The sequence below is a fragment of the Streptomyces sp. NPDC043726 genome (assembly GCF_056436565.1).
The window spans coordinates 198,038-211,137 of record NZ_JBWKCI010000005.1; the positions used below are offsets into that span (position 1 = coordinate 198,038).

Below are 13,100 nucleotides of genomic sequence, written 5' to 3' on the forward strand. Positions count from 1 at the left end.
CCGAGAGGTTCCCGATGCAGATCGCCATCGTCCTGTTCGACCGTTTCACCGCCCTGGACGCCGTGGGCCCCTACGAGACCCTCAGCCGCCTCCCGGACGCGGAGACCGTGTTCGTGGCCGAGGAGGCGGGCCCCGTGCGCACCGACACCGGGCACCTCGCGCTCACCGCCGACCGGACCCTGGCCGAGGTTCCGAGCCCGGACATCGTCGTCGTGTCGGGCGGTCCCGGCCAGACCCCGCAGATGGAGAACACGGTGCTGCTGGACTGGCTGCGCGCCGCCGACGCCACCAGCACCTGGACGACGTCCGTGTGCACCGGCTCGCTGCTGCTGGCCGCGGCCGGCCTCCTCGAAGGGCGCCGGGCGACCTCGCACTGGCTGGCCCTGGACTTCCTGAAGCGGTACGGGGCCGAGCCCACGGGGGAGCGGGTGGTCGTGGACGGCAAGTACGTCACCGCCGCCGGCGTCTCCTCCGGCATCGACATGGGGCTGACGCTCCTGGGGCGCATCGCGGGCGACGAACACGCCCAGGCCGTACAGCTGTTGACGGAGTACGACCCGCAGCCGCCCTACGACGCGGGCTCCCCCGAGAAGGCGCCCGCGCACCTGGTCGAGGAGTTCCGCTCCAAGAGCCGCTTCATCCTGACGTAGGCACGCGCCAGGTGAAGCGCGGCTGCCTGCGCTGCAGGAAGGCGGTGACCCCCTCGGCGAGGTCGCCGCTGCCGCGCGCCTGCTCGGCCCAGTGGGCGTCCCGGTCCAGACGGCCGTCGGCGAACTCCTTCGCCGCGGCCTGCGTCAGCTGCGAGCGGCCGACCAGGATCCGGGTGAACTCCGCCACCCGCTTGCCCAGTTCGCCCGCGGGCAGCACCTCGTCGACCAAGCCGGTGCGCAGCGCCCGCGCGGAGTCGATCAACTCGCCCGAGAACAGCAGGTACTTGGTGGCGGACGGACCCGTGAGCGCCACCAGCCGCCGGGTGGCGGAGGCCGGATACACCACGCCCAGCTTCGCCGGTGTCACCCCGAACACCGAGCCCTCCTCGGCGAACCGCAGATCGCAGGCCGCCGCGAGCTGGGTGCCCCCGCCCACGCAGTGCCCGCGGACGGCGGCGAGCGTCGGCTTGGGAAACGCGGCGAGCGCCTCCTCGGCCCGCCGGGCGAGACCCTGCGCCTCCTCGGGCGTGTCCCGGAGCGCGCCGATGTCCGCCCCCGCGCAGAACGTCCCGCCCGCCCCGGTCAGCACCAGCGCCCGCACCTCGGGGTCGGCGGCCAGCGTGTCGAGCAGCGGGGGCAGCGCCGCCCACATCGCCGAGGTCATCGCGTTGCGCTTCTCGGGGTGGTGGATGACGACGGTGGCCACCGAGTCGGTGACGCTGTGCAGCAGCTGGGGCTCCATGCGCCGGATGCTATCCGGCCCGCCGGACGGCCGATCAGGAAGGGCGACGCGGAGGGTTACGGCACCGGCCGCGGAGGGGACCCGGAGGCAGGGGACCGAGCGAGGAGGCGCCGATGGCCGAGTCCACTCAGGAGCTGCGCCGGGGTTTCGGCAGGCTCACCGTACTGGGCGTGATCCTCGTCGTCGCGGGGCTGGTCGGCCTGGTCTACACCGCCGCGGCCACGCTCACCTCGATGCTGCTGTTCGGCTGGCTGCTGCTGATCGGCGGCGTCGTCGGGCTGCTGCACGCGGTCCAGGCACGCGGGGACAGTTTCTTCTGGCTCGGCCTGGTGATCGCGGCGCTGAACATCGCGGCGGGTGTGGTGATCATCAGCAAGCCGGAGGCGGCGGCCGAGGCGCTGACCATGTTCGCCGCGCTGCTGTTCCTCACCGGCGGGGTGTTCCGGCTGGTGGGCGGCGCGGTCGTGCGCGGCCCGCAGTTCGGCTGGACGCTGGTCCAGGGCGCCTTCGACCTGTTGCTGGGCATCCTCGTGCTGGCCTCCTGGCCGAGCAGCAGCAAGTACGTGATCGGCACCTTCTTCGCGCTCGCGCTGCTCTTCGACGGGCTCGGACTGATCGCCACGGGGTACGGCGGGCGGCGCGTGGTGGGCATGGTCTCCGAGGCGGCCAAACCCGTACAACCCGAATAGTTCGTAAAGTCGGCACAGGTGGGACAGGAGCGGTCCCGCTCATCACCACGTCATACGTCATCGATCACAAAGCGCTCGAAAACCGCTGACTTGTGTTCAGTTCCATGGGTCGGAGCGGCTCGTTATCAACACTCGACTCGTGGTGACAATCGAGCGCAAGGGTGGCGACCGGACGATGGAGAACCACGGGCGCGGGTCCGCCCCTCGCCCAACGGGCGACCCACAGCCCTACGAGGGCGTGTGGCGGTTCACCGCCTCGGCCGTCGACGCGTCCGTCCCGCAGGCACGGCACGCCGTACGGGACCTGCTGTACCGCCAAGGGGTGCCGCTGACGGACGACCAGGTGCACGGTCTGCTGCTGATCGTCTCCGAGCTGGTCACGAACGCCGTCCGGCACGCGGCGCTGCTGTCGCCGATGCTCGCCGTGGAGGTCGCCGTCGGCGCCGAGTGGGTGCGCGTGTCCGTGGAGGACAACCACCCCTACCGCCCGACCGCCCTGGAGGCCGACCACGGCCAGACCGGCGGACGCGGGCTGCTGCTGGTGCGCGAGGTCGCCCGGGAGGCCGGCGGGGTGTGCGACGTCGAGCACACCGCGAGCGGCGGCAAGGTGATCTGGGCAGCCCTGCCGCTCAGGCCCGCGCACGTGCCGTAGAAGACGCTCACCAGCCGGCGGACGGGCCCGTCAGCTCGCGCACCGCGGGACGGGCCGCGTCCAGCACCGTCATGAACCAGGACGAGAAGGTGTCCTTCGCGTGCCGCTCCGCCAGCTCCTCGGGCGTCACGAACGCGGTGTCCCCGACCTCCTCCGGGTCGGGGCGCAGCCGCGACTGCACCAGACCCACGAACAGGTGGTTGTACTCCTGCTCCACCAGGCCCGAGTCCGGGTCCGGGTGGTTGTAGCGGACCGTGCCCGCCTCAGCCATCAGCGACGGCGAGACCCCGAGCTCCTCGTACGTCCGCCGGGCCGCCGCCGCGAAGGGCGCCTCGCCGGGGTAGGGGTGACCGCAGCAGGTGTTGGACCACACACCGGGGGAGTGGTACTTGCCGAGCGCCCGCTGCTGGAGCAGCAGCCGGCCCCGCTCGTCGAAGAGGAACACGGAGAATGCGCGGTGCAGCTGCCCCGGCGGCTGATGGGCGGCGAGCTTCTCCGCGGTGCCGATCGTCACACCGTTCTCGTCGACCAGTTCGAGCAGAATCTCGTCCGCGGTGCCGTTCGACGGAGTGTGCGTCTCGGCGGCAGGTGTGATCGGCATACCCATCCTTCACATCGGTTGTGCGCCCCAAGTGTGCCGCACGAATCCGGCACTCCCGGCAGTTGATCGTGCCCGGCGCGGCGGCGACGGAACCCTGGCGGGACCCGGCTGTGGGAGTGAAGACGCCGCCGCGCGCCGGACCGCTGCGCTCCACGAGAACCGGGTCAGTGACAGAGCCGTGCCTCGTGCTCGGCGTGCCCGCCGGGCTCCAGCTGGAAGGTGCAGTGCTCCACGTCGAAGTGGTCGCCGAGGCAGTTCTGGAGCTCGTGGAGCATCTTCTCGTGCCCGATCGCGCTGAGCGCCTCGGAGCTGACGACCACATGCGCGGAGAGCACCGGCATGCCGGAGGTGATGGTCCAGGCGTGCAGGTCGTGGACGTCCTCGACGCCGTCCAGCGCCAGTATGTGGGCCCGTACGTCCGCCATGTCGACGTTCTTGGGGGCGGCCTCCAGCAGCACGTCGAGGGTCTCGCGCAGCAGCTTGACGGTACGCGGCACGATCATCAGGCCGATCAGCAGCGAGGCGATCGGGTCGGCCGCCTGCCAGCCCGTGGTCAGGATCACCACGGCGGAGATCAGCACCGCCACCGAGCCCAGCGCGTCGGCGGCCACCTCCAGGAAGGCCCCCCGGACGTTCAGGCTCTCCTTCTGGCCGCGCATCAGCAGGGTGAGCGAGATCATGTTCGCGACCAGACCGATCGCGCCGAACACGATGGTCAGCCCGCCCTCGGTGTCGGCGGGGGTGATGAACCGCTGGATCGCCTCGTACAGCACGTAGGTGCCGACGCCGAGCAGCAGCACGCAGTTGGCGAGCGCGGCGAGGATCTCGGCACGGGCGTAGCCGAAGGTGCGGTTGCCGGTCGCCGGGCGGTTCGCGAAGTGGATCGCCAGCAGCGCCATGGCGAGCCCCACCGCGTCGGTCGCCATGTGCGCGGCGTCCGCGACGAGCGCGAGCGAGTCGGCGACCACGCCGCCGACGATCTCCACCACCATGACGGTGAGCGTGATCGACAGCGCGACGCGCAGTCTGCCGCGGTACGCCGTGGTCGCCGTACCGCCGGCGTGAGCACCGTGCGTGTGGCCGTGGTCGTGCCCAGCCCCCATGGAGAGCCGCCTCCTGTCATCGCTTCCGGATCACAGTGAACTACGGGTGGGGGGTATGGGGCAACGCGGCACTGAACACCGTTGTCATCTGCTCTGACCTGCGGAAACGATCCGCAGGTCAGCCAACTGCCGACGCCGGTGATCACCCGCCGCGATGCAGTCGCCAGCCTTGCCAGGCGGACTCGACCATCTCTCGAACCGACCGGGAGGCCGCCCAGCCCAGCTCCTCGGCGGCCCGCGCCGCCGAGGCCACCGCGCGCGGGGCGTCCCCGGGGCGCCGCCCCTCCACCACCGGCGGCCGGGTGTCACCGGTCACCTCGCCGATGACGTCGATCAGCTCGCGCACCGAGACGCCCTTGCCGCGGCCGATGTTCACGGTGAGATCGCCGTCGAGACCGGTGAGCCGGCGGGCGGCGGCGAGGTGCGCCTCGGCGAGGTCGGCGACATGGATGTAGTCCCGGACACACGTGCCGTCCGGCGTCGGATAGTCGTCGCCGAAGATCCGCGGGGCCTCGTCGCGGGTGAGCCGGTCGAACACCATGGGGACGATGTTGAAGACGCCCGTGTCGGCGAGCTCGGGCGCCGCCGCCCCGGCCACGTTGAAATAGCGCAGACAGACCGTGGAGATCCCGTGGGCCCGTCCGGCGGCCCGGACCAGCCATTCGCCGGTGAGCTTCGTCTCGCCGTAGGGGTTCACCGGGGCGCACGGGGTGTCCTCGGTGATGAGGTCCACATCGGGGTTGCCGTAGACCGCGGCCGAGGAGGAGAACACCAGCCGCCGGACGCCCGCCTCGGCGACCGCGTCCAGGAGCGTGGCCAGACCGCCCACGTTCTCCCGGTAGTAGCGGGTGGGCTGCGCCACGGACTCGGCGACCTGCTTGCGCGCCGCGAGATGCACCACACCGGTCACCGCGTGCTCCGCGAGAACCCGCTTGAGCAGCTCGCCGTCGAGGGACGAGCCCTGGATCAGCGGCACTCCGGCGGGCAGCCGCGCGGGCACCCCGGCCGAGAGGTCGTCCAGCGCCAGCACCCGCTCCCCGGCGTCGTTCATGACCCGGGCCACATGGGCCCCTATGTATCCGGCCCCGCCTGTGATCAGCCATGTCATGGTGGCCCACCCTATGCTCAGGCCGCGCGGGCGAAGGAAATGCGTCAAATGTCCGCTCTGGAAGCACAGTTTGTGGCCCGGGCCCCGTTTCCCCGATGATGATCGCGGCAAGGCGGTGGCGAACCGTGTCGATCGGGCCGTGAAACGGTCGGTGAACGCCAAGTTCCCGAGATCCGATAGCCTCTGCCGACATGCCGCCCGGGTGTCACGGCTCAGGGCGCCCCCACCATGTCAACGACCGACGCCGGTGCGTCGGCACCCAGGGAGTGAGTTCGGTTGTCGACCGCCATCCTCACCGGTCAGCCGGTCCCCGGATCGTCGATCGAGGGCGACCTGCGCTCCCTCGGCTTCGACGTGCGGGCCGCGGCCGACGCCGCGGAGGCCGAGACGCTGCTGGCCCAGGTGCCGAGCCGGGAGCGGGTCGCCGTGGTCGACGCCCGCTTCGTCGGCCATGTGCACGCGCTGCGCCTCGGCCTGACCGACCCCCGCTTCCCGCTCGCCGCGATCCCCGGTGCCGTCACCGCCCAGCCGGCCGCCCGGCAGGCCCTGACCCGGGCGCTGGCCCGTGAGAACTCCGCCGCCGGCACCACCCTGGTGGACAGCCTCGCCGACCGGCTCGTCGAGGCCCTCGACACCGAGGTGCACCGCCCCGAGCTGGGCAGCCTCGTCGCGGAGGTCCCCGCCGACCCCCAGGCCCGCAACGAGGCACGGCAGTCCGTCGCCTCCGTCGACGACGAGGCCGTACGCCTGAAGTCCGCCGTGAAGGCGCGGGACGGCTTCTTCACGACCTACTGCATCAGCCCCTACTCCCGCTACCTCGCGCGCTGGTGCGCCCGCCGCGGACTGACCCCGAATCAGGTCACCACCGCCTCGCTGCTCACCGCGCTCATAGCGGCGGCCTGCGCGGCCACCGGCACCCGGGGCGGCTTCGTCGCCGCCGGCGTGCTCCTGCTCTTCTCCTTCGTGCTGGACTGCACCGACGGCCAGCTCGCCCGCTACTCCCTGCAGTACTCCACCCTCGGCGCCTGGCTCGACGCCACCTTCGACCGGGCCAAGGAGTACGCCTACTACGCCGGCCTCGCCCTCGGGGCCGCCCGGGGCGGCGATGACGTCTGGGCCCTCGCCCTCGGCGCGATGGTCCTCCAGACCTGCCGGCACGTCGTGGACTTCTCCTTCAACGAGGCCAACCACGACGCCACCGCCAACACCAGCCCCACCGCCGCCCTCTCCGGCAGGCTCGACAGCGTCGGCTGGACGGTCTGGGTGCGCCGCATGATCGTGCTGCCGATCGGCGAGCGCTGGGCGATGATCGCGGTGCTCACGGCGGTCACGACCCCCCGGATCACCTTCTACGCCCTGCTCGTCGGCTGCGCCTTCGCCGCGACGTACACCACGGCGGGCCGCGTCCTGCGCTCCCTGACCCGCAAGGCCCGGCGCACGGACCGAGCGGCGCAGGCGCTGGCGGACCTGGCCGACTCCGGCCCGCTCGCCCACGGGCTCGCGGCGGCGCTCAAGAACACCGTCCGCAAGCTGCCCGGCTTCGCCGCCCCCGCCGTCGCCCTGCTCGGCGGCCTCACGGTGGTCGCCACGGCGGCGTTCACCGACTTCGGCGGTCCCTGGCCGGTCGTCGGCGCCCTCGTCTACGCCGTGGCCGCCGGCCTCGCCGTCGCCCGCCCTCTCAAGGGCGCCCTCGACTGGCTGGTCCCGCCGTTCTTCCGGGCGGCCGAGTACGGAACGCTGCTCGCCCTCGGAGTTGAAGCCGGGGTGAACGGAGCCCTTCCTGCGGCTTTCGGGCTGGTGGCCGCTGTCGCCTACCATCACTACGACACGGTGTACCGCATCCGCGGCAACGCCGGAGCGCCCCCGGCCTGGCTGGTGCGCGCCATTGGGGGGCACGAAGGACGGACGCTGCTCGTCACCGTTCTCGCCGCGGTGCTCTCCGCCTCGCAGTTCACGGTCGCGCTCACGGTCCTGGCCGTGGCCGTCGCCCTGGTGGTGCTCGTCGAGAGCATCCGCTTCTGGGTCTCCGCTGGAGCCCCTGCCGTACACGATGAAGGAGAACCCGCATGATCGGCCTCGTGCTGGCGGCCGGCGCCGGACGGCGTCTGCGCCCCTACACCGACAGCCTTCCCAAGGCTCTGGTGCCGGTGGGCCCCGCGGGCATAGAGGGCGAACCCACGGTTCTGGACCTGACCCTCGGCAACTTCGCCGAGATCGGTCTGACCGAGGTCGCGATCATCGTCGGCTACCGCAAGGAGGCCGTGTACGCGCGCAAGGAAGCCCTCGAGGCGAAGTACGGCCTGAAGCTCACCCTCATCGACAACGACAAGGCCGAGGAGTGGAACAACGCCTACTCCCTGTGGTGCGGCCGTGACGCCCTCAAGGACGGCGTGATCCTCGCCAACGGCGACACCGTCCACCCGGTCTCCGTCGAGAAGACGCTGCTCGCCGCCCGCGGCGAGGGCAAGAAGATCATCCTCGCCCTCGACACCGTGAAGTCGCTGGCGGACGAGGAGATGAAGGTCGTCGTCGACCCCGCCAAGGGCGTCACGAAGATCACCAAGCTGATGGACCCGGCCGAGGCCACCGGCGAGTACATCGGCGTCACCCTCATCGAGGGAGACGCCGCCCCCGAGCTGGCCGACGCCCTGAAGACGGTCTGGGAGACCGACCCGCAGCAGTTCTACGAGCACGGCTACCAGGAGCTCGTGAACCGCGGCTTCACGATCGACACGGCGCCGATCGGCGACGTTCAGTGGGTGGAGATCGACAACCACGACGATCTCGCCCGCGGACGGGAGATCGCGTGCCGGTACTGACCAGGCTGATCCCCTCGCCGGTCGTCGTGGACATCCGCCCGGGTGCCCTCGACGACCTGGCCTGTGTGCTCGCCGACGAGCGCGTCTCGCACTCGGGCAAGCTGGCCGTCGCCGTCAGCGGCGGCTCCGGCGCCCGGCTGAAGGAGCGGCTCGCCCCCTCGCTGCCCGGCGCCAGCTGGTACGAGGTCGGCGGCGGCACCCTCGACGACGCGGTCCGGCTGGCGAGCGACATAAAGGCCGGCCACTACGACGCGGTCGTCGGGCTCGGCGGCGGCAAGATCATCGACTGCGCCAAGTTCGCCGCGGCCCGGGTCGGCCTCCCGCTGGTCGCCGTGCCGACGAACCTCGCGCACGACGGTCTGTGCTCGCCGGTCGCCACGCTCGACAACGACGCCGGGCGCGGCTCCTACGGCGTGCCCAACCCGATCGCGGTCGTCATCGACCTCGACGTCATCCGTGAGGCCCCGGTCCGCTTCGTGCGCGCCGGGATCGGGGACGCCGTCTCCAACATCTCCGCCATCGCGGACTGGGAGCTGGCCAACCGCGTCACGGGCGAGAAGATCGACGGCCTGGCCGCCGCCATCGCCCGGCAGGCGGGCGAGGCGGTGCTGCGGCACCCCGGAGGCATCGGGGACACCGACTTCCTCCAGGTGCTCGCCGAGGCGCTGGTCCTCAGCGGCATCGCCATGTCGGTGTCGGGCGACTCCCGCCCGTCCTCCGGCGCCTGCCACGAGATCAACCACGCGTTCGACCTGCTCTACCCCAGGCGCGCCGCAGCCCACGGCGAGCAGTGCGGCCTGGGCGCGGCCTTCGCGATGTACCTGCGCGGAGCCCACGAGGAGTCGGCCTACATGGCCGAGGTCCTGCGCCGGCACGGGCTTCCGGTGCTGCCGGAGGAGATCGGCTTCAGCACGGAGGAGTTCGTCCGTGCCGTCGAGTTCGCCCCGCAGACCCGGCCCGGCCGCTACACGATCCTCGAACACCTCGACCTGAAAACCGACCAGATCAAGGACATCTACGCCGACTATGTCAAGGCCATCGGTAGCTGAACTCCGTCCGGTCGTCCACCCCGCGGGGGTGAAGGACCGGCGCAGCGGTGAGCACTGGATGGGGCGCCTCTACATGCGTGAGGTGTCCCTGCGGGTCGACCGCTACCTGGTGAACACCAGGGTGACGCCCAACCAGCTCACGTACCTGATGACCGTCTTCGGCGTGCTCGCGGCCCCGGCACTGCTCGTGCCGGGGATCCCGGGCGCCGTGCTCGGCGTGGTCTGCGTCCAGATGTATCTGCTGCTCGACTGCGTCGACGGCGAGATCGCCCGCTGGAAGAAGCAGTACTCGCTCAACGGCGTCTACCTCGACCGGGTCGGCGCCTACCTCACCGACGCCGCCGTGCTCACCGGCTTCGGGCTGCGCGCCGCCGACCTGTGGGGCAGCGGCCGTATCGACTGGCTGTGGGCCTTCCTCGGCACGCTGGCAGCGCTCGGCGCCATCCTGATCAAGGCCGAGACCGACCTGGTCGGGGTCGCCCGGCACCAGGCCGGCAAGCCGCCGGTCCAGGAGTCGGCGGCCGAGATGCGCTCCTCCGGCATGGCCCTGGCCCGCAAGGCCGCCTCCCTGCTCAAGTTCCACCGGCTGATCCTCGGCATCGAGGCATCGCTGCTGATCCTGGTGCTGGCGATCGCCGACCAGATGCGCGGCGACCTGTTCTTCTCGCGGCTCGGTGTCGCCGTACTCGCCGGCATCGCGCTGCTGCAGACCCTGCTGCACCTGGTGTCCATCCTCGCGTCGAGCAGGCTGAAGTGAGCGCGCCCATGAAGGTCGGCGCGGTGATCATCACCATGGGCAACCGCCCCGACGAACTGCGCGCCCTCCTCGACTCGGTCGCCAAGCAGGACGGCGACCGCGTCGAGGTGGTCGTCGTCGGCAACGGCTCACCGGTCCCGGACGTCCCCGAGGGCGTCCGCACGATCGAGCTGCCCGAGAACCTCGGCATCCCCGGCGGCCGCAACGTCGGCATCGAGGCCTTCGGCCCCAGCGGCCGCGACGTCGACATATTGCTCTTCCTCGACGACGACGGGCTCCTCGCCCAGCACGACACCGCGGAACTCTGCCGCAACGCCTTCGCCGCCGACTCCAGGCTCGGCATCGTCAGCTTCCGCATCGCCGACCCGGACACCGGCGAGACCCAGCGCCGCCACGTCCCCCGGCTGCGGGCCGCCGACCCGATGCGCTCCTCCCGGGTCACCACCTTCCTCGGCGGCGCCAACGCCGTCCGCACCCAGGTCTTCGCCGAAGTCGGCGGGCTCCCGGACGAATTCTTCTACGCCCACGAGGAAACCGACCTGGCATGGCGGGCCCTCGACGCGGGCTGGATGATCGACTACCGGTCCGACATGGTGCTGTACCACCCCACGACCGCGCCCTCGCGGCACGCGGTCTACCACCGCATGGTCGCCCGCAACCGCGTGTGGCTGGCCCGCCGCAACCTCCCCACGCTCCTCGTCCCGGTCTACCTGGGCGTCTGGATGCTGCTCACTTTGCTGCGCCGCCCCTCGCGGCCCGCGCTCAAGGCCTGGTTCGGCGGCTTCCGCGAGGGCTGGACGAGCCCGTGCGGCCCCCGGCGCCCGATGAAGTGGCGTACGGTGTGGCGGCTGACCCGGCTGGGCCGTCCTCCTGTCGTCTGACAAGCTTCACTGAACGCACAGGAGGTCCACACCCAGGCCTCAGGCACACGGCATGCCCGCACAGGCTGCGCATCCCGAAGACGAAAGTTTCCACTAGTGAGTGAGACAACGCACGACGGACAGGTCGCGGTGACCGCGCCTCCGTCGCCCGACGAGGGACTCACGGCGGCCGACCTCGCCGCCAAGTACGGGCTGAGCGTGAGCGGCGCGCGCCCCTCGCTCGTCGAGTACGTCCGCCAGCTCTGGGACCGGCGTCACTTCATCCTCGCCTTCTCACGGGCGAAGCTGACCGCCCAGTACAGCCAGGCCAAGCTCGGCCAGCTCTGGCAGGTGGTGACACCGCTGCTCAACGCGGCCGTGTACTTCTTCATCTTCGGCGTCATCCTGGAAGCCGACCGGGGCATGTCCCGCGAGGTGTACATCCCGTTCCTGGTCACCGGCGTGTTCGTGTTCACCTTCACGCAGAGCTCGGTGATGGCGGGCGTCCGCGCGATCTCCGGCAACCTCGGCCTGGTCCGCGCGCTGCACTTCCCGCGCGCCTCGCTGCCGGTGTCCTTCTCGCTCCAGCAGCTCCAGCAGCTGCTCGCCTCGATGGTCGTGCTGGTGGGCGTGACCTGCGCCTTCGGCAGCTACCCGGATCTGTCCTGGCTGCTGATGGTCCCGGTCCTCGCCCTGCAGTTCCTGTTCAACACGGGCCTCGCCCTGATCATGGCCCGGGCCGGCGCGAAGACCCCGGACCTGGCGCAGCTGATGCCGTTCGTGATGCGGACCTGGATGTACGCCTCGGGCGTCATGTACTCGATCCCGATCATGCTGGCGGACAAGCCGCAGTGGATCGCGGACATCCTCCAGTGGAACCCGGCCGCCATCTACATGGACCTGATGCGCTTCGCGCTCATCGACGGCTACGGCTCCGAGAACCTCCCCAACCATGTCTGGGCGGTCGCGGGCGGCTGGGCCCTGCTGTTCGTGGTCGGCGGCTTCGTGTACTTCTGGAAGGCGGAGGAGAGGTACGGCCGTGGCTGACACCCTGGTTCCCACCGTCATCGCCGACGAGCTGCACATCGTCTACCGCGTCAACGGCGCCAAGGCCGGCAAGGGCAGCGCCACCGCCGCGCTCAGCCGCATACTCAAGCGGGGCTCCGACGACGCGGCGCGCGGGGTGCGCAAGGTGCACGCCGTCAAGGGCGTCTCCTTCACCGCCTACCGCGGCGAGGCCATCGGCCTGATCGGCTCCAACGGCTCCGGCAAGTCCACCCTGCTGCGCGCCATCGCCGGGCTGCTGCCCGCGGAGAGCGGCAAGGTCTACACCGACGGCCAGCCCTCCCTGCTCGGCGTCAACGCGGCCCTGATGAACGACCTCACCGGTGAGCGGAACGTCATACTGGGCGGGCTCGCCATGGGCATGTCCCGGGAGCAGATCAAGGAGCGGTACCAGGACATCGTCGACTTCTCCGGGATCAACGAGAAGGGCGACTTCATCACCCTGCCGATGCGCACCTACTCCTCCGGTATGGCGGCCCGGCTGCGGTTCTCCATCGCCGCCGCCAAGGACCACGACGTCCTGATGATCGACGAGGCCCTGGCCACCGGCGACCGCAAGTTCCAGAAGCGCTCCGAGCAGCGCATCCGGGAGCTGCGCAAGGAGGCCGGCACGGTGTTCCTGGTCAGCCACAACAACAAGTCGATCCGTGACACCTGCAACCGGGTGCTGTGGTTGGAACGGGGCGAGCTGCGCATGGACGGGCCGACCGACGAGGTCCTCAAGGAGTACGAGAAGTTCACGGGCAAGTAGTCCACCCCGGACCGGCTCACCCGGCCCACCCCGCTTCCCACGGCCCCGCCGGAACCCTTCCGGCGGGGCTCCGCGTCTGCAAAGGAAACGTCAACTTCGGCTGGTCTTAGGAATCTTGGGACCAATCGGTGTGTTCTTGTGATGCGCAGGACACCCCGGCGAACCACCGTGCGTTGTACAACGTAAGCTGTACCGGTCCCCAATCGCGGCAAGTGGGGCCATAATGCCCCACACCCTCTGCCAGGGAGCCGCGC

Annotated in this window: 14 protein-coding genes; 10 read left to right on the plus strand and 4 right to left on the minus strand. The window is 70.9% G+C overall.

Annotation, left to right across the window (positions count from 1 at the left end; translation table 11 throughout):
• The first annotated feature begins 14 nt into the window (after positions 1–14).
• Positions 15–650: a DJ-1/PfpI family protein gene (locus AC068Z_RS16460; protein WP_478555691.1), complete on the plus strand. Its 636-nt coding sequence runs from the start codon at positions 15–17 to the stop codon at positions 648–650.
• Here AC068Z_RS16460 and AC068Z_RS16465 read toward each other — a convergent pair.
• The gene (locus tag AC068Z_RS16465) at positions 637–1,392 is read right to left on the minus strand and encodes an enoyl-CoA hydratase/isomerase family protein (RefSeq protein ID WP_478555693.1); all 756 of its coding nucleotides are present in this window, start codon (positions 1,390–1,392) and stop codon (positions 637–639) included. The genes AC068Z_RS16460 and AC068Z_RS16465 overlap by 14 nt on opposite strands.
• A gap of 113 nt (positions 1,393–1,505) precedes the next feature.
• On the opposite strand from AC068Z_RS16465, the gene AC068Z_RS16470 reads away from it, so the two are divergent.
• Together AC068Z_RS16470 and AC068Z_RS16475 are read left to right on the plus strand one after the other, a co-directional pair.
• Positions 1,506–2,081: an HdeD family acid-resistance protein gene (locus AC068Z_RS16470; RefSeq protein ID WP_478555695.1), complete on the plus strand. Its 576-nt coding sequence runs from the start codon at positions 1,506–1,508 to the stop codon at positions 2,079–2,081.
• A gap of 175 nt (positions 2,082–2,256) precedes the next feature.
• Positions 2,257–2,733 carry an ATP-binding protein gene (locus tag AC068Z_RS16475; protein ID WP_478556343.1) on the plus strand — a complete coding sequence of 159 codons (477 nt, stop codon included), beginning with the start codon at positions 2,257–2,259 and terminating at the stop codon, positions 2,731–2,733.
• 7 nt (positions 2,734–2,740) lie between these two features.
• On the opposite strand, the gene idi is transcribed toward AC068Z_RS16475, so the two are convergent.
• The 3 genes from idi to galE form a co-directional block, all read right to left on the minus strand.
• Positions 2,741–3,334 carry an isopentenyl-diphosphate Delta-isomerase gene (idi, locus tag AC068Z_RS16480; RefSeq protein ID WP_478555697.1) on the minus strand — a complete coding sequence of 198 codons (594 nt, stop codon included), beginning with the start codon at positions 3,332–3,334 and terminating at the stop codon, positions 2,741–2,743.
• Positions 3,335–3,498: 164 nt separating this feature from the next.
• Positions 3,499–4,437, minus strand: coding sequence for a cation diffusion facilitator family transporter (locus AC068Z_RS16485; RefSeq protein WP_478555699.1), 939 nt, complete (start codon positions 4,435–4,437; stop codon positions 3,499–3,501).
• Between the two features lie 142 nt (positions 4,438–4,579).
• Entirely contained in the window at positions 4,580–5,545 is a 966-nt protein-coding gene (gene galE / locus AC068Z_RS16490) for a UDP-glucose 4-epimerase GalE (protein WP_478555701.1), read from the minus strand.
• 276 nt (positions 5,546–5,821) lie between these two features.
• Between galE and AC068Z_RS16495 the strand changes: the two genes are divergently transcribed.
• The 7 genes from AC068Z_RS16495 (at position 5,822) to AC068Z_RS16525 (ending at position 12,846) form a co-directional block, all read left to right on the plus strand.
• Positions 5,822–7,615 (plus strand): DUF5941 domain-containing protein, encoded by a 1,794-nt coding sequence (locus AC068Z_RS16495; RefSeq protein ID WP_478555703.1) that lies wholly within the window; start codon positions 5,822–5,824, stop codon positions 7,613–7,615.
• On the plus strand, positions 7,612–8,364 hold the full coding sequence (locus AC068Z_RS16500) for a phosphocholine cytidylyltransferase family protein (protein WP_478555705.1): 753 nt from the start codon (positions 7,612–7,614) through the stop codon (positions 8,362–8,364). The genes AC068Z_RS16495 and AC068Z_RS16500 overlap by 4 nt, the downstream gene beginning before the upstream one ends.
• Positions 8,352–9,413: an iron-containing alcohol dehydrogenase family protein gene (locus AC068Z_RS16505; protein WP_478555707.1), complete on the plus strand. Its 1,062-nt coding sequence runs from the start codon at positions 8,352–8,354 to the stop codon at positions 9,411–9,413. Before AC068Z_RS16500 ends, AC068Z_RS16505 begins: the two co-directional genes overlap by 13 nt.
• Positions 9,391–10,170, plus strand: coding sequence for a CDP-alcohol phosphatidyltransferase family protein (locus AC068Z_RS16510; protein WP_478555709.1), 780 nt, complete (start codon positions 9,391–9,393; stop codon positions 10,168–10,170). Before AC068Z_RS16505 ends, AC068Z_RS16510 begins: the two co-directional genes overlap by 23 nt.
• On the plus strand, positions 10,167–11,051 hold the full coding sequence (locus AC068Z_RS16515) for a glycosyltransferase family 2 protein (RefSeq protein WP_478555711.1): 885 nt from the start codon (positions 10,167–10,169) through the stop codon (positions 11,049–11,051). Before AC068Z_RS16510 ends, AC068Z_RS16515 begins: the two co-directional genes overlap by 4 nt.
• A gap of 96 nt (positions 11,052–11,147) precedes the next feature.
• Positions 11,148–12,077: an ABC transporter permease gene (locus AC068Z_RS16520; RefSeq protein WP_478555713.1), complete on the plus strand. Its 930-nt coding sequence runs from the start codon at positions 11,148–11,150 to the stop codon at positions 12,075–12,077.
• On the plus strand, positions 12,070–12,846 hold the full coding sequence (locus AC068Z_RS16525; RefSeq protein WP_478555715.1) for an ABC transporter ATP-binding protein: 777 nt from the start codon (positions 12,070–12,072) through the stop codon (positions 12,844–12,846). The genes AC068Z_RS16520 and AC068Z_RS16525 overlap by 8 nt, the downstream gene beginning before the upstream one ends.
• Positions 12,847–13,100 lie beyond the last annotated feature (254 nt).